A 21,644-nucleotide genomic window follows, 5' to 3' on the forward strand; every position below is an offset into this window, starting at 1 on the left:
TGGTGTCTTGACGGTCCCTGGGGCTGAGTGCATCGTAGGGCGCACCTCAGGAATGGGTAACGTTACCCATCGCTCGGCTCGTCTCCCACGGGGTGTACCGCACCCCGTGTCAGCCCTTCTTCCACGACGACGGGGAGCCCCATCGTGAACACCGTTCGGTCCGCCGCCCGCAGGGTCCGGTTCGCCTCCCTGGGTGCGAGTACCGCTGTACTGGCTCTTCTGGTCACCGCGTGCGGCGGCTCCGGGGGAGGTTCGACGGCCGCGCCGAAGGAGTTCAGCTATCTGACCAACACGGAGAACGCGACGGTGAAGACGGCGCTCGGCACCCTCGCGAAGGGCGCGTGCGCCGACGCGAACAAGGCACTGCCCCTGAAAGTGGAGACCGTTCCGCAGACCAGCCTGGACCAGAAGCTGCAACTGCTGGCCGGGCAGGGCGCGTTGCCCGTGCAGTTCGCCGCCGGTAACGCGCCGGCCCTGACCGACCAGCTCTACAAGTCGGGCAAAATCGCCGACATCGAGGGCGAGTTGAAGAAGCTGGGCGTCCTCGACCGGATCGAGCCCGGCGCGATCTCCACGATCAAGGCGCTGTACGACGGGAAGATGGAGGTCCTCCCGTACGAGTACAACATCGAGGGAATCTTCTACAACAAGAAGGTCTTCCGTGCGAACGGGATCGAGGAGCCCCGCACCTGGGGCCGGCTCACCAAGGCGGCAAGCACCCTTCAGGGCAAGGGAGTTCAGCCCTTCTCCGCGTCCGGGCAGCAGGGCTGGCCGCTGACCCGGCTCATCAGTGGGTACCTCTACCGCAGCCTGGGGGCCGACGCGCTGGAGAAGGTGCGGGACGGCAAGGCCAAGCTCACCGACCCCGCCTATGTGAAGGCCGCGCAGGCGGTCGCCGACCTGGGCAAGAAGGGGTACTTCGGCAAGGGTGTCGGCTCGGTCGACTACGACACGTCCTTCAACACGTTCCTGACCGGCAAGGCCGCCATGTTCTACATGGGCAGCTGGGCGCTGACCAACATCGCCGACAAGAAACAGAACAAGATCGGCGCTGCGGACATCGGCTTCATGCCCTTCCCTGCCGTCGCCGGAGGAAAGGGGTCGATCGACGAGTACCCCTCCAACGTCGGCCTGGCGATGACGCTCAACAAGAAGACGTTCGACTCCAAGGTCGGGGACTGGGTCGGCTGCGTCGCCAAGAACTACGGCAGCACGGCCCTGAAGGACCAGGGGTCGATCTCCGGATTCAAGCCGAGCAGCCCGGTCAAGGCCGCCAACGCGGTGAGCGGCGACGTCCGCGACCGGATCAGCAGGACCCGGCGGAACGTGCTGTGGTTCGAGGCCCTGTTCAGCACCAAGGCCACCACGGTCAGCCAGACGAACGCGGCCCAGCTCGTCAGCGGGTCCATGAGCGCCCAGCAGTTCATGCGGACCGTGCAGGACGCGCTCGACAGCAAGTGACGCCTTCCACCGTCGACGGTTCACCCCGTCGCCCCGCGCCGGCGGCACCCCCGCCGGCCCTCTCCTCAACGCTCCGCGACGAAGTGGACTGCGCTCATGCACCGCGTTCTCGGTGACCGCAGGGCCGTACTGATCCTGCTCGGTCCCGCTCTCCTCGTCTACTCCCTGATCATGCTCGTCCCGATGCTCTGGTCCCTCGGCTACAGCTTCACGCGGGGCAACGCGATCGACGGCTTCACCGGCAACGGACTGGCCAACTTCCAGCGCCTGTTCACCGACCCGGACGTCGGTCACGCCCTGTGGTTCACGGTGAAGTTCGCCGTCACCGTGACCGTCGGTCAGGTCGTCGCCGGGTATCTGCTCGCCCTGCTCTACGTGTTCTTCCTGAAGCGGGCCTCCGCCCTGGTGCGCACACTGGTGTTCTTCCCCGTCGTGCTGCCCACGGTGGCCGTCGGCCTGCTCTTCAAGAACTTCTTCCAGGTCGCTCCGCAGGCCGGCCCGGTCAACTCGCTGCTCAACGCCGTGGGCATCGAGTCCGTCGACTGGTTCGGCAGCGCGGGCAGCGCCTTCTGGGTGCTGATCATCATGGAGATCTGGCGCTCCATGGGCTTCTACGCGGTGCTCCTCTTCGCCGGACTCGTCGACATCCCCGAGGAGATGCTGGAGTCCGCGCGCCTGGACGGGGCCTCCGGGCTGCGCCTCGTGCGGCACATCGTCCTGCCGATGTCGTTCCCGGTGCTCCTGTCGTCGCTGATCTTCAGCATCAACGGCACGCTCAAGGTCTTCGACTCGATCGTCGCGCTGACGGGCGGCGGCCCCGGCAACAGCACGTCGCCCCTCACCCTCTACATGTTCCAGACGTCGTTCACGTACAGCGACTACGGCTACGGCAGCACCATCGCGCTGTTGCTCACCGTCGTCTGCCTGCTGGTGACCCTGGTCGTCTTCCGTGTCTCACGGCGCGACCTCACGAAGGACTGAACCCATGGCCCTCGACACGACGCACCGATCCACCACGAAGAGGGAGGGCGGCCGCGCCACCCCGAGGCGCCCAGTGCGCACCAACCGCGGCCCCCGCAGGGGCCGTTGGTGGGTCAGGGTGCTGATCGCCCTGCTCCTGGTGGCCGAGATCTACCCGCTGGTCTGGATGTTCCTCACGTCGCTGAAGTCCAACAGCGACTACCTGAACAACTCCACCTGGAGCCTGCCCACCCACTGGGAGTGGGGCAACTACAGCGACGCGTGGACCACCGGGAACATCGACCTCTACGTCAAGAACAGCGTCCTCGCGGTCGCGCCCGCGCTCGCCCTGATGCTGCTGCTCGGCACCGCCGCCGGGTTCGCCCTGCAGATCATGGTCTGGAAGGGGCGGAGCCTGACGCTGCTGGTCTTCCTCGCCGGGATCATGGTGCCCGCCCAGATGATCCTGCTGCCGCTGTTCACGATCTACTTCCAGACCGGCCTGTCCGGCACGCTCTGGCCGCTGATCCTCACCTACACCGGCACCGGGCTGCCGCTCACCGTCTTCATGATGGCCACCTACTACAAGGCGCTGCCCCGCGAGCTGTTCGAGGCGGCGGTCATCGACGGCGCCGGCGTCCTGCGGGCCTTCTGGTCGATCAGCGTGCCCATGGTCCGCAACGCCGTCCTCACTGTCGGCCTTGTCCAGTTCTTCTTCATCTGGAACGACCTGCTGATCGCGCTGACCTTCACCAACAGCCAGGACCTGCGCACCGTCCAGGTCGGCCTGCTCAACTTCACCGGTGACTTCGGCGCCACCCAGTACGGCCCGCTGTTCGCCGCCATCTGCATCAACGTCTTCGGCACCCTCCTGATCTACCTCTTCCTCAACCAGAAGGTGATGAAGGGCCTCACCTCGGGTGCCCTCAAGGGCTGACCGACGCCGCCCCGCTCCATCCCGCCCGACGGCGTTCGCGCGCCCACTTCATGAAGGGTTTTCCCCTGTGTCCTCGCTCCAGCCCGCCCCCGTCACGTTCGAGCACCTGCGTGACGGCCTCGGTATCGGCCGGGCCGCACCGCGGCTGTCGTGGCAGCTGCCGGCCGACGCCCCGGACCAGACCGCCTACGAAATCGAGATCGAGCGCGCCGGGGCCGTCCACCGCACGGGCCGGACCGAAGGCGCCGACCGCAATCTGGTGCCCTGGCCGCACACCCCGCTCGTCTCCCGTGAGCGGGCGGCCGTGCGCGTACGGGTGTGGGGCGACGGCGACGAACCCGGCGCCTGGTCCGTGCCCGCGCACGTGGAGGCCGGGCTCCTCGACCCCGCGGACTGGCAGGCCCAGCCGGTCGGCGCGGCATGGCCACAGACGCCCCACACCGACCGCCGACCGGCCCGGGTCCGCCGGGACTTCGAGCTGACCGCCCCCGTGTCCCACGCCCGGCTCTACATCACCGCACACGGCCTGTACGAGGCGGAGATCAACGGCGTGCGCGTCGGTGACGACACGCTCTCGCCCGGCTGGACCGTCTACGGCGAACGCCTGCGCACCCACACGTACGACGTCACCGGCCACCTCACCCAGGGTGCCAACACCATCGGCTCCTGGCTCGCCGACGGCTGGTACCGCGGCCGCATCGGATTCCACGGCGGCCACCGCGACCTCTACGGCACCGACCAGTCCCTGATCGCCCAACTCGAAGTCGTACACACCGACGGCTCGACGACCGTCGTCGCGACCGACCGCACCTGGCGGGCCGCCGTCGGACCGATCCTGTTCACGGGCCTGTACGAGGGCGAGGCCTTCGACGCCCGACTGCACGACCCGACGTGGTCCACCCCCGGCCACGACACCACCGGCTGGAGTCCCGTGGCGGTCCGCACCCGCGATCCCCGCACCTTCGTCGCACCGCGCACCGCCCCGGTGCGCTGCACCCAGGAGGTGTCACCGGTCTCCATCACCCGTACCGGAGAGGGCCGTTATCTGCTCGACTTCGGACAGAACCTGGTGGGCCGGCTCCGTGTCACCGCGGACGGCCCGCGAGACACCGCCATCACCCTGAGACACGCCGAGGTGCTCCAGGACGGCGAGCTCGCCACCCGGCCGCTGCGCGGCGCGGCAGCCACCGACGTCCTCACCCTCGCCGGGGACGGTCCCTTCACCTGGGAGCCCCGCTTTACCCTGCACGGCTTCCGGTACGCCGAAGTCGACGGCTGGCACGGCGAGTTGACGCCCGGCGATGTCACGGCCCGGGTCCACCACACCGACATGCGCCGCACCGGCTGGTTCGAGTGCAGCGACGACATGATCAACCGCCTGCACGAGAACGTGGTGTGGAGCATGCGGGGCAACTTCGTCGACATCCCCACCGACTGCCCGCAGCGCGACGAACGTCTCGGCTGGACCGGAGACATCCAGGTCTTCGCCCCCACCGCGAGCTTCCTCTACGACTGCGTGGGCATGCTCGACTCGTGGCTCGACGACGTGGCCGCCGAGCAACTGCCCGACGGCACGGTGCCCTGGTACGTGCCGGTCATCCCCGGGGGGCCTGCCTGGACCCCGATCCAGCCGGGTGCGGCCTGGGGAGACGTGGTCACCCTCACCCCCTGGGTCCTGTACCAGCGCTTCGGCGACCTTGACGTGCTGCGGCGGCACTTCCCCATGGCCAAGGCGTGGGTCGACCTCCAGGAACGGCTCGCCGGGGAGGACCGCGTCTGGGACACCGGCGACCAGCTCGGCGACTGGCTCGACCCCATCGCGCCGCCGGACGACCCCGGCGCCTCCCGCACGGACCGCTACCTGGTGGCCACCGCCTACTTCGCCCACTCGGCCCGCCATCTCTCCCTCGCCGCGGCCGAGTTGGGGGACACGGAGACGGCCACCCGGTACGCGCGGCTCGCGGACGAGGTCGCCGCCGCCTTCCGCGGCCGCTACGTCACCGCGTCGGGCCGGATGACCAGCGACAGCCCCACCGCCTACTCCCTCGCCCTGGTCTTCGGGCTGCTGGACACCGACGCCCGGCGCGCGTTCGCCGGTGACCGGCTGGCCGAACTCGTCCTCGCCGACGACGCACGCATCGCGACGGGCTTCGTCGGCACCCCGCTCATCTGCGACGCCCTCACCGACTCCGGTCATCTGGACGTGGCCTACCGCCTGTTGACCCAGACCGAGTGCCCGTCGTGGCTCTACACCGTGTCGATGGGCGCGACCACCATCTGGGAACGCTGGGACAGCCTGCGCCCCGACGGCACACTGAACCCCGGCGGCATGACCTCCTTCAACCACTACGCGCTGGGCGCCGTCGCCGACTGGCTGCACCGCACCGTCGCCGGCCTGGAGCCTGCCCGGCCCGGCTACCGCACCATCGCCTTCCGGCCCCGCCCCGGCGCGGGCATCACCTGGGCGAAGGCCCGCCACGAGACGCCGTACGGTACGGCCGCGATCTCCTGGCGGCGGACCGAAGCGGGCCTGAGCGCGCACATCACCGTCCCGCCGGGCTGCGAAGGCCGCGTCGAACTGCCAGGCCGCCGCGCGGTGACCGTCGGCGCCGGAGAACACCACCTCGACAGTGGCGCGGCGGGTGAGCGCGCCGCCTGACACCTCCGCGACGCACATCGCCGAGTCGTACCAGTGCCACCCCGAAGCGGTCTGCCTTCCACATCGCAGCTCACCCCTCCAGGGCAAGATCACAGGTCTCGCCCGGCCGCACCGTCACAGCACGGTCCGGCAGCTCAACGGTGATGGGGGAGCGGTCGGAAGCCGGGACCGTGATACGCAGGCGTTCCGGGAGAATGCGCAGCCGCACGCCCCAGTGGCCCTGGTACCGGAGCGTGAACCCGTAGGCGGAGCCGGTCAGTTCAGGGAGTGGGGCCGGGGCCAGATGCAGGGTGTCGCCGCGGGTTTCCAGGCCGGTGACGCCGCGCTGGACCAGGTCCACGGTGCCGGCCATCGCGCCGAGGTGGATGCCCTCGCCCGTCGTGCCGCCCTGCACGTCCGCGATGTCCCCGAGCAGGGCCTCGTGCGCGAACCGCCAGGCGTCGGCGCGGCGGGCGCGTGCGAGCACCCAGCCGTGCACGAGCCCGCTCAGGGTGGAGCCGTGGCTGGTGCGGCGCAGATAGTGGTCGACCGTGTGCTGCCAGGTGGTGTCGTCGAGTGGATGACCCAACTGGGCGAAGAGGGCGGAGAGTTCCGCGGGCGGAAAGAGGTAGCCGAGCATCAGGGCGTCCGCCTGCTTGGACGCCTGGTAGCGGTTGACGCTGTCGCCTTCGGCCTCCAGGATCCGGTCCAGGCGGCGGATGTCCCCGTACTTGTTCGCGTACGCCTCCCAGTCCAGTTCGGTCAGCCGCTCGTAGCCGGCGAACTGGCTGATCACCCCGTTGTGGAAGGGGACGTGCAGCGACCGGGACACGTCCCGCCACAGCTCCGCCTCACCGCTGTCGAACCCGATCCGCTCCGCGAGCTCCTGGCGGCGCGGAGGCGGCAGCAGGTCGAGCAGGTCGAGGGCGCGGGTCAGCACCCAAGCCGCGGTCACGTTCGTGTAGGCGTTGTCGTCGATGCCCGGCAGGTCGGAATCGGGATACGCGTCGTGGTACTCGTCCGGGCCGACGACGCCGCGGATGCGGTAGCGGGACAGAGCGGTGTCGTAGGTGGCCGTGGCAGCCCAGAAGCGGGCGATCTGCAGCAGGATCTCGGCGCCCTTGGTGTGCAGGAACTCGGCGTCGCCGGTGGCCTCCCAGTAGCGCCAGACGTTGTACGCGATGGCCGAGCCGACGTGGTGCTGCAGATGGGTGTGGTCGGGCAGCCAGCGCCCGGAGTTCGGGTTGAGGTGAAGCTGCTGGGTCTCCTCCCGGCCGTCGCTGCCGCTCTGCCACGGATACATGGCGCCCCGGCGGCCGGCGTCCTGGGCGGCGCGGCAGGCCCGCTCCAGGCGCCGGTGGCGGTAGGTGAGCAGCGCGCGGGACACCTCGGGGAAGTGCAGGTTCAGATACGGCAGGACGAACAGTTCGTCCCAGAAGACATGCCCGCGGTAGGCCTCGCCGTGCAGCCCGCGCGCCGGCACCCCGACGTCCAGATCGGCCGTGTGCGGTGAGAGCGTCTGCAGCACGTGGAAGAGGTGCAGCCGCAGAATGCGGCCCGCCTCGCCGGGCACGTGCAGCTCGGCGCGCCGCCAGAGCTGGTCCCACGCGGTGAGGTGGGACTCCAGCAGGTCGTCGAAGGGAAGCGCCCGCCGCGCGCGGTCCACGGCGGCTTGCAGCGGGTCGCTGATGGCGGGGTCGCGAGAGGTGTGCAGGGCGACGGTCTTGTCGAGGGTCACCGGGCTGCCGGCCCTCATCGGCAGGTGCAGCAGCCGCGTCGCACGCAGGTCGGTGTGCTGGTCGTACGTCCGTGTGATGTCGGGGCAGGTGGTCCGGGCCGCGAGAGCGATGCGGACGTCGGACGCGCGGGTGCGGCAGCGCAGCCAGATCAGGTCGGGGGCCGCGGTGCCGGTGTGGCCGTGGACGAGGTGGCGGTTGGCCAGGTCGCGGTAGCGCGGCACACCCGTGTTGTGGACGGCGCCGTCCAGGGCGGACTCGACCTCCAGCTCCCCTGTCCAGTTCTCCGCGGTGAACTCCGTGCGCAGCACGGCGAGATGCGGGTCGGCCATGTGCACGAGCCGCAGCTGGCGCAGGCTGACGCGCCGCCCCATGGCGTCCTCGTAGGTGGTCCGGCGCTCCAGTAGGCCGCTGCTGATCAGGAGCTTCTGGCGGTGTTCCAGGACGCGGGCGGTGTCCGGGTGCAGCCACGGTCCGGGGCGGCCGTCCTCGTCCCGGCAACGGAGGCGCAGCGGAAGCCAGTTGGGTACGTTGACCAGGTCCTCGTTCTCGATGTGGCGGCCCGCCACCTCGGAGGTGAGGCGGTCGTAACAGCCCGCGACGTAGGTGCCCGGGTAGTGGATCTCGTCCGCCGTGCACTCGGGAAGGACACCGCGCGTGGCGAAGTAGCCGTTGCCCAGCGTGCACAGGGATTCCCGGAGGCGTTCCTCGTGCGGAACGTAGCCTTCGTAACTCCACGTCGCGTCGGTCACGGCGAGGCCTCTTCCTTGAGCAGGTCCCCGAGGTCGGCGACCACGAGGTCGGCGCCGTGCAGCAGGAGTTCGCGGGTGCGCTCCCGCCCCGGGGTCCGGTCGACGCCGATCACCAGGCCGAACCCGCCCCGCCTGCCCGCCTCCACGCCGGCCAGGGCGTCTTCCACCACCGCCGTACGTGCGGGGGCGGTGCGCAGCCGGCGGGCGGCTTCGAGGAACAGGTCGGGGGCGGGCTTGCCCCGCAGTTTCAGGCGTGCCGCCTCCGTGCCGTCCACCACGGTGTCGAAGAGGTCCAGCACCCGGGCACGGGTGAGCAGTTCACGGGCGTGCAGTGACGCGGATGCCGCGGCCAGCAGCACTCCCGAGCCCAGCAGGACGTGCAGCAGACTCACGGTTCCGGGATAGGCGGGCACGGCGGTGTTGCGGTGGAGGTGTTCCGTGTAGCGGCGGTCCTTGTCGGCGGCCACCGCTTCGACCGCGGCCGGGTCAGGGTGCAGGCCGCGTGAGGTGAGGAAGGCGGCCGCGCCGTCGCGGCGCGCCTTTCCGTCCACATACCGCGGATAGTCGAGGCCGATGTCGAACGGTCGCCGATGCGCGGCCAGTCGCGGTGGGTGCTCCTGCAGGAAGGCGTCGAAGACGGTCTTCCACGCCTCCGCGTGCAGCCGGGCCGAATCGGTGATCACTCCGTCGGTGTCGAGGACCACGGCACGCAGAGCCCGCACAGGTGGGATCAGGTCACGCACGACAACTCCTCACGCGGTCCTTCAGGTTCCGTGCCCTGGCACAACGTCCCTGCCGGTGGGGTCATGCGTGCGGCACGAAGGCGACGGGGCAGGCGACATGGTGGATCACGGCGTGGGTGACCGCTCCCGGGTGTGCACCGAGGCCGGGGTGGTGGTGCGGCCCGCGCCCGACCACCAGCAGACCGGCGCCCTCAGAGGCGTGGACGATCTCATGAGGGGCTCGGGCATGAACGGTGGCGGCTGTCACGGGGACCGTCGGGTACTTCTCCCGCCACGGCCGCAGCAACTCCTCCAGCGCGGACCGGTCCGGTACGTGGTCGCCCGGAATCGCCTTGAGCGGCAGGCGTTGGACATGCACGGCACGCAGCGCCGCACCTCGCCCGGCGGCCTCGTCGAAGGCGTACGACAGCAGTCCGTCACAGGGCCTGCCGAGCTCGACGGCCGCCACGACGTCCCGATACGCGGTGCGTTCGGAAGCGGCACCGAACTCGTCACGCTCGTGCTCGTCCGAGGCGGTGAAGCCGGCGCGTACGAGCACGACGGGCAGCGGGGAGTGGGCCACGATCGACAGGGCGACGGTTCCCGAGAACAGCCCGCCGATGCCGCCGAGGCCCTCGTTTCCGATGACCAGCAGCTCGGCGCCCTCGGCTTCGGACAGCAGGGCCTGGCGCGGGGGCCTGTGTACTTGCTCCGCACTGATGTAGAGCTGCGGATACCGTTCGCTGACGTGCTCCATGGCACCGCGCAGCACCCGCCTCGCCCAGTACTGCGGAACGACGCGGTCGGATGGTCGCGATCCCGCGATGTCATGGCCGGGCACGCTTTCCCAGGCGTGGACGAGCCGCAGGGGCAGACCGTGGCGCAGGGCCGTGCGCGCGCCCCAGTCGGCGGCGGCGAGACTCGGGCGTGATCCGTCGACACCGACGACGACCGGCTTGGTCATGATCTTCGCCTCCCCGGGGATGCGGTTGCCGCGACGAGCCTTCCGGCTCCTGATTCCATCGTCGTGGTCCAGGGCGGGGCGCGGCAGGGCACTTGGGGCCTTGCGGGGTGGCCGGACGGCCCCCTCCGCGGAGCCGTGACCCTGGCCGGATCAGGCGATCAGGCGATCAGGCGATGAGGCGGCGATCGGCCCTCGTGTCTTCCGCACGGCCATACAGTCAACAGTCACGGGGACCACCAGGCCGAGTGGTCGTCCCGTCGCACCGGGTCGACAGGTCCCGCCAGGTCCACGAAGTCGTCGACCGCGACATCGTGCACGTGCAGGGCCAGGTCTTCGAGGGCGCGGCCGACGGCGAGTTCGTCACCGATTTCCGGCACCGGCCGGTCGACCGGATTGCGGCGCGCGCTTCCGTGGCCGAAGACCTTCATGGAGGACCCGGGAACGGTGAGTTCGGCACGGGCGCGAGTGACGTCGCCGTCCTCGACGAGGTGAATGCGAACCGTCCACTCCTTGGTGGTCATGGCGAGTACCTTCTTGTTCGGGTGACGTGCGCTCGGAGCGGCGGACCGTCGGGAGGGACCCGTCCGGATCGCGGTGTGCCCACCGCACACAGAGAGCGTCAGCCGCGGCGGTGACCGCGAGCACCAGCAGCGTCGAGGTGGCCAGGAGCGCTGCGAACATCCACCAGAACTCGGCCGGCAGGATCGTACGCATCGGGATCATCCCCTTGAGCGAGAGGGTCCGCTGCAGGTTGTGCGTGAGGTAGTGGGCCCGGAGCGCGTCGGCCACGTTTTCGCTACGAGTCGGCCGTCAGACCTTGCGGGGGCGGGGGGAGTCCTCGGCGTATCCGCTCAGGACGGACAGACGGCGCCGGTACTCGTCCTCGTCGATCTCGCCGCGCGCGAAGCGTTCGGCGAGTACTTCCTCGGGCCGGATCGACACGCTGCGAGGCGGAGTCCCGGCGCCTTCCGGTCGGGACAGGACGCGGAAGAGCAGCACACCGACCGCGATGACCAACACCCAGAAGAGGGCCATGCCGGCCGACATGGCGAACCAGTCCCACCCGCTGAAATCGTGGTCGTACCGGAACATCACCTCAGCCTCCCTTCCACGGAGACCGGGATCGACGCGGGCCCGCGCCCACTTCCATTCCGCGGTCTCGTCTTCACCGTCCTTCCGGCCGAGCCGGGCGTCATGGGTCGATGGGGCCAAGTCTGCCGACCATTGGGCACTTGCTCCGTACGCACGGTGGGGGGTGGGGGCGCGACAGCGCCGAATGAGGTCCGGCCGGCCCCACGTTCGGGGTCGTCCGGCCCGCGCAGGGCCTCGGGGTCCGGGCGGAGGGTCGAAGCAGGAGCCGTAGCCAGAAGGAGGGGGCGTCATGCCGTGGCAGACCATCCACAAGCCGGCGGGGGCAACAGCGTTCCACGTGGCACCGAACCTGACCGACTACGAGCGGGAACGCCGCTGGTTCACCTGGTCCAACGCGCGCGGGCAACTGCACGGCCTGCCCGGCGGGCGCGGCCTGAACATGGCGTACGAGGCGGTCGACCGGCACGTCGACGCGGGCCACGGCGAAGCGGTGGCACTGCGCTGCGTCGCACGCGACGACACCCTCACCACCGTCAGCTATGCCGAACTCGCCCGGCGGACAGGCCAGTTCGCGAACGTCCTGCGCTCCCTGGGCATCGGCCGCGGCGATCGCGTGTGCACCCTCCTGGGGCGCGGGCCCGATCTGTTCACCGTCGTCCTCGGCACGCTGAAGAACACCAGCGTTCTGTGCCCGCTGTTCTCCGCGTTCGGCCCGGAACCGGTGCGTCAGCGTCTCGCGCTGAGCGAAGCGAGGGTCCTGGTCACCACCGCCGCGCTGTACCGGCGCAAGGTCGCGGGCATCCGTGACGAACTCCCGGGGCTGTGGCACGTACTGATCGTGGGGGAGGGCGCGCAGGACCTGCCCGGGACCCAGTCGTTCGACGATCTGATGGCCGCGGCCCCGCCCGAGTTCACCATCCCGCCGACGGCCGGCGAGGACATGGCGCTGCTGCACTTCACCAGCGGCACGACGGCCGCCCCCAAGGGGGCCGTCCACGTGCACGAAGCCGTGATCGCACATCATGTGAGCGCCGCCTATGCGCTGGACCTCCACGACGACGACGTGTTCTGGTGCACCGCCGACCCCGGCTGGGTGACCGGCATGTCGTACGGGATCATCGCTCCGCTCACCCACGGCCTGACCGTGGTCGTGGACGAGGGCGACTTCGACGCCAGGCGCTGGTACCGGATCCTGGCGGAACAGCACGTCGCCGTCTGGTACACGGCTCCCACGGCGCTGCGCATGCTCATGCGCACCACCCCGCGCCAGGGCGACCACAGCCTGCCGCGCTCCTACGACCTGTCGGCGCTGCGCTTCGTCGCCTCCGTGGGTGAGCCCCTCAACCCCGAGGCCGTCGTGTGGGGCCAGGAGGTCCTGGGGCTGCCCGTGCACGACAACTGGTGGCAGACCGAGACCGGTTCCATCATGATCGCCAACTTCGCGGCCTGCGAGATCCGGCCGGGCTCGATGGGGCGGCCGCTGCCCGGAGTCAGCGCGACCGTGCTCGAACAGGGCACGGACGGACAGGTGAAGGTGGGGCCGGACGGGCACGTGCACGTGCTCGAAACGCCGGGTGTCGAGGGCGAGTTGGCGCTGCGAACCGGATCCCCCTCGATGTTCCGCGGCTACCTCCACGACAAGGCACGCTACGAAGAGGCCTTCGTGGACGGCTGGTACCTCACGGGGGACCTGGTGCGACGGGACGCGGACGGCTGGTACTGGTTCGTCGGCCGGTCGGACGACGTGATCAAGTCGTCGGGCCACCTCATCGGGCCGTTCGAGGCCGAAAGCGTCCTGATGGAGCATCCGGCCGTCGCCGAGGCCGGGGTCGTGGGACGCCCCGACCCGGTGGCCGGGAACATCGTCAAGGCATTCGTGTCGCTCAGGCCCGGTCACGAGCAGGGGCCCGAGCTCGAAAGGGAGTTGCTCGCCTTCGCCCGGCGCAGGCTCGGCCCCGCCGTCGCCCCGCGCGAGATCGCCTTCGAGCAGCTGCTGCCGCACACGCGCAGCGGCAAGGTCATGCGACGCCTGCTGCGGGCGCGGGAACAGGGACTGCCCGAAGGCGACCTCTCGACCCTCGAGGGACCGGAGGAGGCGTCATGACCACCAAGCGTGCGACGCGTGCGGCGGGCGCGTCGCGTCAGCGTGCCGCCAACCCGAAGGAGCGGGCGGAACACGGGCCGAAACTGCTGGAGTCCATGCTGCGCATCCGGCGGTTCGAGGAACGCTGCGTGGAGCTGTACAGCGCCGCCCGCATCCGCGGCTTCGTCCATCTCTACATCGGCGAGGAGGCCGTCGCCGTCGGCGTCAACGAGGCCCTGACGCAGGACGACGCGATCGTGTCGACGTACCGGGAACACGGCCATGCCCTCGCCCGCGGGCTCACCGCGGAAGCCGTGATGGCCGAGATGTTCGGCAAGGCCACCGGCTGCAGCCACGGACGCGGCGGCTCCATGCACCTGTTCGACGCCGACCGGCGCTTCTACGGCGGCAACGCGATCGTGGGCGGCGGCCTCCCGCTGGCCGCGGGGCTCGCCCTGGCCGACCGGATGAACGACCGGTCCCGCGTGACCTGTTGCTTCTTCGGCGACGGCGCGGTGGCCGAGGGCGAGTTCCACGAGACCGCCAACCTGGCCGCCCTGTGGGAGCTGCCGCTCCTTCTCGTCTGCGAGAACAATCGGTACGCCATGGGTACCGCGCTCGACCGGGCCCAGGCGCAGACCGATCTGGCGCTGCGGGCGTCGTCGTACGGCATGGTCGCCTGGGCCGTCGACGGCATGGACGTCGACGCCGTCGAGACCGCCGCGCGGCGCGCCACCGAGGCCATCCGCGCGGGCGGCGGCCCGCACTTCCTGGAACTGCGGACCTACCGCTTCCGCGCCCACTCGATGTACGACCCGGACCGCTATCGCGACAAGAGCGAGATCGAACGGTGGAAGAAGCAGGACCCCGTCGTCACGTTCGCCGACCGGCTGCGCCGCGAACACGCCCTGCCGACCGTGCGGCTGCACGCCATCGAAACACGGGTGAGCACCGAGATCGAGCGTGCCGTCGAGGCCGCCGAACTGGCCGCGCCCGAACCCGTCGAGGACCTGTTGCTGCACGTGACCAGCGAGGCGGGCAAGGAGCGCGAGAAGGAGGAGGCACGGTCATGACCGCGGCGAACGTCCACGAGCGGACGGCGAAGGAGACGCGCGGGAAGACGGAGCCGGGCGAGGCGTCCGCCGCCGAACACAAGACGACCTACCGCGAGGCGCTCAGGGAGGCGCTGCGCGACGCGCTGCGCGGCGACGAGCGCGTGTTCCTCATGGGCGAGGACGTCGGCGCGTACGGCGGCTGCTTCGGCGTCAGCCTCGGACTCCTGGAGGAGTTCGGCCCCGAGCGCATCCGGGACACACCCCTGTCGGAGTCCGCGTTCGTCGGAGCGGGGATCGGCGCGGCGCTGGCCGGGATGCGGCCGATCGTCGAGATCATGACCGTCAACTTCAGCCTGCTGGCCCTCGACCAGATCCTGAACAACGCCGCCACGCTGCTGCACATGTCGGGTGGCCAGCTGGCGGTGCCGCTGGTGATCCGCATGACGACGGGAGCCGGACGGCAGCTCGCCGCGCAGCACTCGCACAGCCTTGAGGGCTGGTACGCGCACATCCCGGGGTTGCGTGTGCTCGCTCCCGCGACGATCGAGGACGCCCGCCACATGCTGGCCCCGGCGCTCGCCGACCCCGATCCGGTCCTGATCTTCGAGCACGGCACGCTCTACAACGCCTCCGGCGAACTCGATCCGGCGGCGCGGCCGTTGCCCCTGGACCGGGCGGCGATCCGTCGCCCCGGCACGGACGTCAGCCTCATCACGTACGGAGGCTGCCTGCCCAAGACCCTGGCAGCCGCGGATGAGCTCGCCGCGGTGGGTGTCTCGGCGGAGGTCGTGGACCTGCGAAGCCTGCGTCCCCTCGACGACACCACGATCACCGAGTCGGTGTTCCGCACCCACCGGGCCGTGGTCGTCGACGAGGCGTGGCGCACCGGCTCCCTGGCCGCCGAGATCTCGGCGCGCATCGGTGAACAGGCCTTCTACGCGCTCGACGCACGCGTGCGGCGCGTGTGCAGTGCCGAGGTCCCGATCCCGTACGCCCGTCAGTTGGAGGCCGCGGCACTGCCCCAGATCGCCGACATCGTCAAGGCCGTGCGGGAGGCGGTGGGCTGAGATGGCCGAGTTCACCATGCCGTCGCTGGGCGCCGACATGGACGAAGGCACCGTGCAGGAGTGGCTTGTCGCGCCAGGAGCGCGGGTGGCGAAGGGAGATGTGGTCGCGGTCGTCGAGACGGAGAAGGCGACCATCGAGGTGGAGTGCTTCGAGAGCGGCACCGTGGGCACCTTGCTGGTCGAACCCGGCACCCGGGTGCCCGTGGGGACGCCGCTCGCCGTGATCGAGACGGTGGGCGGGCAGGCCGCGGCGGACGGGCCGCGCGCGCCGGCCGACCGCGGCCCGCAGGTTGCCGTTCCGGCTGCCGCCCCTGCCCGGCCGGCCGAGAGGACCGCGGCCACCGGCCCCCTCGTACGAAACCTGGCCAAGGACAAGCACCTGGACATCAGCAGGATCAAGGGCACGGGCCCTGGTGGACGCGTCACCCGTCACGACGTCGAGTGCGCGACGTCGACGGGGGCCGTACGTGTGCGGGCCACCCCTTACGCGAGGAGGATCGCCGAGGAACTGGGCGTCGATCTCGCCGCGCTCACGGGAACGGGCGAACTGGGCTCCGTGCGCGCGGCGGATGTGCGCGCCGCCGCGACAGCGCAGCACATGCCCGATGGACGGCACACGCCCGCTGGACGGCACACGCCCGACGGTCGGCAGGCGCCGGCGGCCCGCACGTCGCGGGAGCACGGTGACGGCTTGGCCATGCGCCGCAGCATCGCGCACCTGATGGCCCGTTCGAAGCGTGAGATCCCGCACTACTACCTCTCCACCACCGTCGACCTCGCCTCCGCGCTCGCCTGGTTGCACACGGCCAACCGCCAACGCCCCGTGACTGAACGGCTGTTGCCCGCCGCGCTGCTCCTGAAGGCGGCGGCCCGCGCGGGGCGGGCAGTGCCCGAGCTCAACGGCTTCTGGCACGACGACCACTTCGAACCCGGTGACGGTGTCCACCTCGGCGTGGCCGTGTCGCTGCGCGGCGGCGGTCTGCTCACCCCCGTCCTGCGGGACGCGGACGAGCTGGAACCCACCGTGCTCATGGCCCGGTTGAAGGACCTCGCGGGCCGGGCCCGCACCGGTCGGCTGCGGGCGAGGGAACTGACCGGCGCCACGCTCACCGTGACCAACCTCGGCGACCAGGGCGTCGAGACCGTGTTCGGCGTCATCCACCCGCCTCAGGTCGCCCTCGTCGGTTTCGGCGCGATCACCGACCGCCCGTGCGCGGTGAACGGACTGCTCGGCGTGCACCCCGCGGTGACCGTGACGCTCAGCGCCGACCACCGGGCGTCCGACGGGGCGCTGGGCGCCCGCTATCTCACGACAGTCGACCGCCTGCTGCAGCATCCGGAGGAGCTATGACCCACGAACAGGCACTGGCCCTCGTCAAGGAGGCGCTCAACCGCGTGGTGCCGGGCGCCGATCTCGCGTCGCTCGGCCCCGACGAGAAGTTCCGCGAGGTCCTTGAGGTGGACTCGCTCGACTTCCTGCAGTTCGTCGAGGTCCTCTCCGGGCTGACGGGTGTCCGTCTCGACGAGGACGACTACCAGGCCCTGACCACGCTCGCCGACAGCGCCCGCTTGGTCGCCGCCCGGGCCGGGGCGTGACCGGACGGGAACCGCTCCACCGGTTCCCGCCGGGGGAGGAGAGAGGCATGAGCGCGTGGCGGTCCCGGCCCGGTACGCGGCGACGCCGAGCACGGACTGCTCGACCATTCGTGGCGCCCGTCTTACGCTCAGTGGCATGAGGTGGGGGGACCTGGCGGCCTTGTGGCAGGCGCTGATCTATACCTTTGCCACGCTCGTTCTGCCAGCGGCTGCCTGGTTGCGGCGGCGCTCAACGAACAGGCGCGACGACGACGCGACAGACCCGGACTCCGTGAACCGTGTCGACCGCCGCGCGGTTGTCAGAGGGCTTGTTCTTGCTGGGACGGGTGCAGGAGTCGCAGTTGTCCTCATGTTGCTCGTTCCATCGTTGATCTCGGCGAGTAAGGGGGAGCGGCCGCAGGGGACGGACATGCCGGGCCAGTGGAAGATGTCGTCCGAACTGCGAACCGGTGAGTGCTTCGAGGCGAAGGGGATCCGAGGGGCGGACTACAAGGGACTTCCCGATCCTGTCGAAGTGGTGTCCTGCGAAGCCGGGCACGACGCCGAAGTGTTCTGGGCCGGCACGGCATGGCCCATTGCCGCCCCCTTCCCCGGGGACTCCAAGGCGGAAGCCACGTTCGACGAAGTCTGCGAGCAGAAGTTCGTGGCCTACGTGGGAATCGACTACAGGCGTTCGGTCTTGGAGTTTCTCGGCTATTACCCGTCGAAGGGGACATGGACGGACGGTGACCGCGACATCGTCTGCGTCGCCTTCCATGCGAAGGAGACGCTTCGCGGAAGCGTCGAAGACAGCCGGATGTGAACCCGCGGGCTCCCACGGGGGGCCGTGGCATTGGGCACGAATCGGGTAGCGGGATGGGCCGGACGGCCCTCTCCGGGGCCCGGCGGCCCCTTCTGGGGCCGAGGTGGCGGCGCAACCATGAGGTCGGACGGAGCAGGAGATCTCACGGAGGGTGCCGCACCATGCTGCGAGCTGTGGTCGTCGGAGTGGACGAGTCGACGGAGAGCCGGGCCGCCGCACAGTGGGCGGGCAGGGAAGCGACCCTGCGGGAACGGCCGTTGAGGCTCGTGCACGCCTGGAGCTGGAGCCCGCACCTCGCCTCGGACGTGCCTGCCGGTGTCTTCGAGGCCAGTGCCGCACAGCGGGAACGGGCACGCTCGACGCTGGGCGCCGCGGAGACACGGGTGCGTGCCGCCTTCCCGGCCCTGAGCGTGACGGCCGAAGCGGTGGAGGGGCCCGCGTCAAGTGCGTTGATACGGGCCGGTGGGCAGGCCGAGGTGTTGGTCCTCGGGTCGCGCGGGCTCGGCGTCATTGGCGGTGCGGTCGCGGGATCCGTCGCGCAGCACGTCGCGGCCGCCGCGACCGTGCCGGTGGTGCTCGTCCGGCCGGGTACGTCGACGGAGCAGCCCCGTACGGCCCCTGAGGACGTGGTGCTGGGGCTGGATCTCGCCGACCCGTGCGACGAGGTGATCGCATTCGGCTTCACGGCAGCCGCCTTGCGCGGTGCGCCGTTGCGCGTCGTGTCCGCCTGGCGCGATCCGGCCTTCTACACGCTGGGGCCGGGCGAAGTCGCCCTCGCCGAAGGGCCGCAGCGTGCGGCGGAGTGGCAGAGCTTTCAGCAGGCCGTGCTGGAGTCGTGGCGCGGAAAGTTCCCCGGAGTCGAGGTGAGCCCCGCGGTCGTCGAAGGGCGGGCCGCGCGGCCGCTGCTGGACGCGGCGCAAGGGGCGGGCCTCGTGGTGGTCGGGCGGCGCATCCGCGAAGCGCCCGCTCTCGGCCGGCACAACGGCCCCGTCACCCACGCGGTGATGCACCACGCCGCCTGTCCCGTCGCCATCGTGCCGCACGCCTGAAGGGGACAGTCATGAGCAAGCCCGAGCAGTACGTGTACGCCTTCGCCGACGGCGGCCGTGACATGGCCGACCTGCTCGGTGGCAAGGGCGCGGGCCTCGCCGAGATGAGCCGCCTGGGGCTGCCTGTTCCGCCCGGCTTCACGGTGACCACCGAAGCGTGCCGGGCGTTTCTGACCACCGGGTCGGAACCGGCGGACCTGGGCGTCGAGCTGGCACAGCATCTGGCGGCCCTGGAACGCGCGGTGGGGCGCACTCTGGGCGCCGCGGACGAGCCGCTGCTGGTGTCCGTGCGCTCCGGTGGCAGGTTCTCCATGCCCGGGATGATGGAGACGATCCTCGACATCGGCCTGACCGACGTCAGCGTCGAGGGGCTGGCTCGCGCCACCGGGCAGCAGCGGTTCGCCTGGGACTCGTACCGGCGGCTGCTGCAAATGTTCGGGCACACGGTCATGGGCGTCGACGCGGCGCTGTTCGAGAATCTCATCGCCGACCACAAGCAGGCGTGTGCCGTCAAGAACGACAGCGAACTGGACGTCGGCCAACTTCGCGTCCTTGTCGATGAGTTCAAGTCGCTGATTCGGCAGGAGAGCCGGGCCGACTTCCCCCAGAACCCCGTCGATCAGCTTCAGCAGGCCGTGCGGGCCGTCTTCACCTCCTGGAACAGTGAGCGCGCCCGGCTGTACCGGTCCCGCGAGCACATTCCGGACCATCTCGGGACCGCCGTCAACGTCCAGGCCATGGTCTTCGGCAACCTGGGGTCGAGCTCAGGCACCGGCGTCGCCTTCACCCGGGACCCCGCGACCGGTTCCATCGGCCTGTACGGCGACTACCTCCCCAACGCCCAGGGGGAGGACGTCGTCTCCGGGGTGCGCGACGCGCTGCCGCTCGACGCGCTGCGCCGGGAGCAGCCGGACGTGCACGCGGAACTCGCCCAGCACCTGGAGGCGTTGGAGCGGCACTACGGCGACATGTGCGACATCGAGTTCACCGTCGAACGCGGCAGACTGTGGATCCTGCAGACACGGATCGGCCAGCGGACGGCCGAGGCGGCCTTCCGCATCGCGTACGACCTGCTGGACGAGCGGCGCGTCACCGAGGACGCGGCGCTGCTGCGCGTCGACGGCGCGGCGCTGAACCGGCTGCTGTTTCCGCGCTTCGCGCGGCGGCCCTCCGACATGCCGCTCGCCCACGGCGTGCCCGCCTCGCCCGGTGCGGCGGTGGGCGTGGTCGTCTTCGACTCGCAGAGCGCGGTGCGCCGCCACAGGGCGGGTGACCGGGTCGTCCTCGTGCGGCGCGAGACCACGCCGGACGACCTGCCCGGCATGGTCGTCGCGGAGGCCGTGCTCACCAGCCGCGGCGGGAAGACCAGCCATGCCGCGGTCGTCGCGCGCGGCATGGGCAAGGTCTGCGTCTGCGGCGCGGACACCCTCACTGTCGACATCGCCGCCCGTCGCCTCACCACGCCCTCCGGTGCGGTGGTTCAGGAAGGTGACACCATCTCCGTCGACGGCACGGCGGGAACGGTCCACCTCGGGACACTGCCCCTGGTGGACTCCGAGATCCGGGAAAGCGTCGAAACCGGCCGGGGCGGGGGAGCCTTGGGTGCCGCGGTGCTGCGCGCTCTCGCCCACGCCGACGGGGCGGCCCGCCTGGAGGTCAGGGCGAACGCCGACAACCCGGCGGACGCGCTTCTCGCCCGGCGCTTGGGGGCCAGGGGGATCGGGCTGTGCCGCACCGAGCACATGTTCCTGGGGGAACGCCGCGTCCTGATCGAGGAGATGATCCTCGCCCGCGATGACCAGGCCCGCCGCTCCGCAGCGCTCGAAGCGCTGCTGCCCCTCCAGCAGGAGGACTTCATCGGCATCCTCCGGGCCATGGACGGGCTGCCGGTCACCATCCGGCTGCTCGACCCCCCGTTGCACGAGTTCCTGCCCGACCTGACGGAGCTGGCGGTCCGGGTCGCGACGGACGAGCGGGCGGACCCCCGCACGCGTGAACTCCTGGCCGCCGTAAGGGAACTGCACGAACAGAACCCGATGCTCGGCCTGCGCGGCGTACGTCTGGGGCTCGCGATCCCCGGCCTGTTCGCCACCCAGGTCCGCGCCATCGCGGAGGCGGTCGCCCGGCGTCTGCGGGACGGCGGGGACCCGCGCGCCGAGATCATGATCCCCCTGGTGGCCGACGCCGCCGAACTCAAGCTGGCCCGAGTCGAGGCGCAGCGGGTGCTCGCGGACGTGTCGCGCGCGACGAGGACCCGCGTCGCCTGCCCGATCGGCACGATGATCGAGTTGCCCCGCGCCGCGCTCACGGCCGACCGCATCGCAGCCCACGCCGACTACTTCTCCTTCGGCACCAACGACCTCACGCAGACGGTCTGGGGCATGTCGCGCGACGACGCCGAAGCCTCCTTCTTCCCGCTCTATCTGGACTGCGGCATCTTCGCCGTCTCGCCCTTCGAGAGCCTCGACGAGGAGGGGGTGGGCGCGCTGGTGAAGGGAGCAGTGGCCGCCGGACGCGCCGCCAATCCGCGCCTGGAGACCGGGGTGTGCGGCGAACACGGCGGTGACCCCGCCTCCATCCACTTCTTCCACCGGGCCGGCCTCGACTACGTCTCGTGCTCGCCGTTCCGGGTCCCGGCGGCACGGCTCGAAGCGGGCCGGGCGGCACTCGGTCCGGCGGAGGGGAGCGACACCCGGTGAAGGAGTCCGCGCAACGCGTTCGAGAGGGGGA

Annotated in this window: 17 protein-coding genes; 12 read left to right on the forward strand and 5 right to left on the reverse strand. The window is 70.7% G+C overall.

Annotated elements, in window-relative coordinates; all coding sequences use genetic code 11:
• Positions 1 to 144: 144 nt before the first annotated feature.
• The 4 genes from RBJ65_RS27890 (at position 145) to RBJ65_RS27905 (ending at position 6,017) form a co-directional block, all read left to right on the forward strand.
• Entirely contained in the window at positions 145 to 1,461 is a 1,317-nt protein-coding gene (locus RBJ65_RS27890) for an ABC transporter substrate-binding protein (protein ID WP_306322106.1), read from the forward strand.
• Between the two features lie 96 nt (positions 1,462 to 1,557).
• On the forward strand, positions 1,558 to 2,442 hold the full coding sequence (locus RBJ65_RS27895; protein WP_306322105.1) for a carbohydrate ABC transporter permease: 885 nt from the start codon (positions 1,558 to 1,560) through the stop codon (positions 2,440 to 2,442).
• Between the two features lie 4 nt (positions 2,443 to 2,446).
• Positions 2,447 to 3,358 (forward strand): carbohydrate ABC transporter permease, encoded by a 912-nt coding sequence (locus RBJ65_RS27900; RefSeq protein ID WP_306322104.1) that lies wholly within the window; start codon positions 2,447 to 2,449, stop codon positions 3,356 to 3,358.
• A 67-nt stretch (positions 3,359 to 3,425) separates the two neighbouring features.
• Positions 3,426 to 6,017: an alpha-L-rhamnosidase gene (locus tag RBJ65_RS27905; RefSeq protein WP_306322103.1), complete on the forward strand. Its 2,592-nt coding sequence runs from the start codon at positions 3,426 to 3,428 to the stop codon at positions 6,015 to 6,017.
• A 70-nt stretch (positions 6,018 to 6,087) separates the two neighbouring features.
• Here RBJ65_RS27905 and RBJ65_RS27910 read toward each other — a convergent pair whose 3' ends face one another.
• The 5 genes from RBJ65_RS27910 to RBJ65_RS27930 form a co-directional block, all read right to left on the reverse strand.
• On the reverse strand, positions 6,088 to 8,484 hold the full coding sequence (locus tag RBJ65_RS27910; protein ID WP_306322102.1) for a glycoside hydrolase family 65 protein: 2,397 nt from the start codon (positions 8,482 to 8,484) through the stop codon (positions 6,088 to 6,090).
• Complete coding sequence (locus RBJ65_RS27915; RefSeq protein ID WP_306322101.1) at positions 8,481 to 9,227, reverse strand: HAD family phosphatase; 747 nt, start codon at positions 9,225 to 9,227, stop codon at positions 8,481 to 8,483. The genes RBJ65_RS27910 and RBJ65_RS27915 overlap by 4 nt, the downstream gene beginning before the upstream one ends.
• Before the next feature lie 61 nt (positions 9,228 to 9,288).
• The gene (locus tag RBJ65_RS27920; protein ID WP_306322100.1) at positions 9,289 to 10,170 is read right to left on the reverse strand and encodes a universal stress protein; all 882 of its coding nucleotides are present in this window, start codon (positions 10,168 to 10,170) and stop codon (positions 9,289 to 9,291) included.
• Between the two features lie 224 nt (positions 10,171 to 10,394).
• The gene (locus RBJ65_RS27925) at positions 10,395 to 10,691 is read right to left on the reverse strand and encodes a dsRBD fold-containing protein (RefSeq protein WP_306322099.1); all 297 of its coding nucleotides are present in this window, start codon (positions 10,689 to 10,691) and stop codon (positions 10,395 to 10,397) included.
• Between the two features lie 289 nt (positions 10,692 to 10,980).
• Positions 10,981 to 11,262 carry an SHOCT domain-containing protein gene (locus tag RBJ65_RS27930; protein WP_306322098.1) on the reverse strand — a complete coding sequence of 94 codons (282 nt, stop codon included), beginning with the start codon at positions 11,260 to 11,262 and terminating at the stop codon, positions 10,981 to 10,983.
• Positions 11,263 to 11,551: 289 nt separating this feature from the next.
• Here RBJ65_RS27930 and acsA point away from each other — a divergent pair, with 289 nt between their 5' ends.
• From acsA to ppdK, 8 genes are all read left to right on the forward strand, one after another.
• Positions 11,552 to 13,366, forward strand: coding sequence for an acetate--CoA ligase (gene acsA, locus RBJ65_RS27935; protein ID WP_306322097.1), 1,815 nt, complete (start codon positions 11,552 to 11,554; stop codon positions 13,364 to 13,366).
• Positions 13,363 to 14,418 carry a pyruvate dehydrogenase (acetyl-transferring) E1 component subunit alpha gene (gene pdhA, locus RBJ65_RS27940; RefSeq protein WP_372341394.1) on the forward strand — a complete coding sequence of 352 codons (1,056 nt, stop codon included), beginning with the start codon at positions 13,363 to 13,365 and terminating at the stop codon, positions 14,416 to 14,418. The genes acsA and pdhA overlap by 4 nt, the downstream gene beginning before the upstream one ends.
• A complete protein-coding gene (locus RBJ65_RS27945) occupies positions 14,415 to 15,467 on the forward strand; it encodes an alpha-ketoacid dehydrogenase subunit beta (RefSeq protein WP_306322096.1) in 1,053 nt (350 codons plus the stop codon). Before pdhA ends, RBJ65_RS27945 begins: the two co-directional genes overlap by 4 nt.
• A 1-nt stretch (position 15,468) precedes the next feature.
• A complete protein-coding gene (locus RBJ65_RS27950) occupies positions 15,469 to 16,818 on the forward strand; it encodes a 2-oxo acid dehydrogenase subunit E2 (RefSeq protein ID WP_306322095.1) in 1,350 nt (449 codons plus the stop codon).
• On the forward strand, positions 16,815 to 17,063 hold the full coding sequence (locus tag RBJ65_RS27955; RefSeq protein WP_306322094.1) for an acyl carrier protein: 249 nt from the start codon (positions 16,815 to 16,817) through the stop codon (positions 17,061 to 17,063). The genes RBJ65_RS27950 and RBJ65_RS27955 overlap by 4 nt, the downstream gene beginning before the upstream one ends.
• A gap of 136 nt (positions 17,064 to 17,199) precedes the next feature.
• Positions 17,200 to 17,865 carry a septum formation family protein gene (locus RBJ65_RS27960; protein WP_306322093.1) on the forward strand — a complete coding sequence of 222 codons (666 nt, stop codon included), beginning with the start codon at positions 17,200 to 17,202 and terminating at the stop codon, positions 17,863 to 17,865.
• A gap of 161 nt (positions 17,866 to 18,026) precedes the next feature.
• Positions 18,027 to 18,914 (forward strand): universal stress protein, encoded by an 888-nt coding sequence (locus RBJ65_RS27965; protein WP_306322092.1) that lies wholly within the window; start codon positions 18,027 to 18,029, stop codon positions 18,912 to 18,914.
• Positions 18,915 to 18,925: 11 nt separating this feature from the next.
• Positions 18,926 to 21,613 carry a pyruvate, phosphate dikinase gene (ppdK, locus tag RBJ65_RS27970; RefSeq protein WP_306322091.1) on the forward strand — a complete coding sequence of 896 codons (2,688 nt, stop codon included), beginning with the start codon at positions 18,926 to 18,928 and terminating at the stop codon, positions 21,611 to 21,613.
• The last annotated feature ends 31 nt before the right edge of the window (positions 21,614 to 21,644 follow it).

It is taken from the genome of Streptomyces sp. KL109B (genome assembly GCF_030766935.1).
Taxonomy (GTDB): domain Bacteria; phylum Actinomycetota; class Actinomycetes; order Streptomycetales; family Streptomycetaceae; genus Streptomyces.

Coding starts and splice junctions, on each gene's coding strand:
- RBJ65_RS27955 (WP_306322094.1), top strand. CDS start 16,815: ATGACCCACGAACAGGCACTGGCCCTCGTCAAGGAGGCGCTCAACCGC.
- acsA (WP_306322097.1), top strand. CDS start 11,552: ATGCCGTGGCAGACCATCCACAAGCCGGCGGGGGCAACAGCGTTCCAC.
- RBJ65_RS27950 (WP_306322095.1), top strand. CDS start 15,469: ATGGCCGAGTTCACCATGCCGTCGCTGGGCGCCGACATGGACGAAGGC.
- RBJ65_RS27925 (WP_306322099.1), bottom strand. CDS start 10,691: ATGACCACCAAGGAGTGGACGGTTCGCATTCACCTCGTCGAGGACGGC.
- RBJ65_RS27965 (WP_306322092.1), top strand. CDS start 18,027: ATGCTGCGAGCTGTGGTCGTCGGAGTGGACGAGTCGACGGAGAGCCGG.
- pdhA (WP_372341394.1), top strand. CDS start 13,363: ATGACCACCAAGCGTGCGACGCGTGCGGCGGGCGCGTCGCGTCAGCGT.
- RBJ65_RS27895 (WP_306322105.1), top strand. CDS start 1,558: ATGCACCGCGTTCTCGGTGACCGCAGGGCCGTACTGATCCTGCTCGGT.
- RBJ65_RS27960 (WP_306322093.1), top strand. CDS start 17,200: ATGAGGTGGGGGGACCTGGCGGCCTTGTGGCAGGCGCTGATCTATACC.
- RBJ65_RS27945 (WP_306322096.1), top strand. CDS start 14,415: ATGACCGCGGCGAACGTCCACGAGCGGACGGCGAAGGAGACGCGCGGG.
- ppdK (WP_306322091.1), top strand. CDS start 18,926: ATGAGCAAGCCCGAGCAGTACGTGTACGCCTTCGCCGACGGCGGCCGT.
- RBJ65_RS27900 (WP_306322104.1), top strand. CDS start 2,447: ATGGCCCTCGACACGACGCACCGATCCACCACGAAGAGGGAGGGCGGC.
- RBJ65_RS27920 (WP_306322100.1), bottom strand. CDS start 10,170: ATGACCAAGCCGGTCGTCGTCGGTGTCGACGGATCACGCCCGAGTCTC.
- RBJ65_RS27930 (WP_306322098.1), bottom strand. CDS start 11,262: ATGTTCCGGTACGACCACGATTTCAGCGGGTGGGACTGGTTCGCCATG.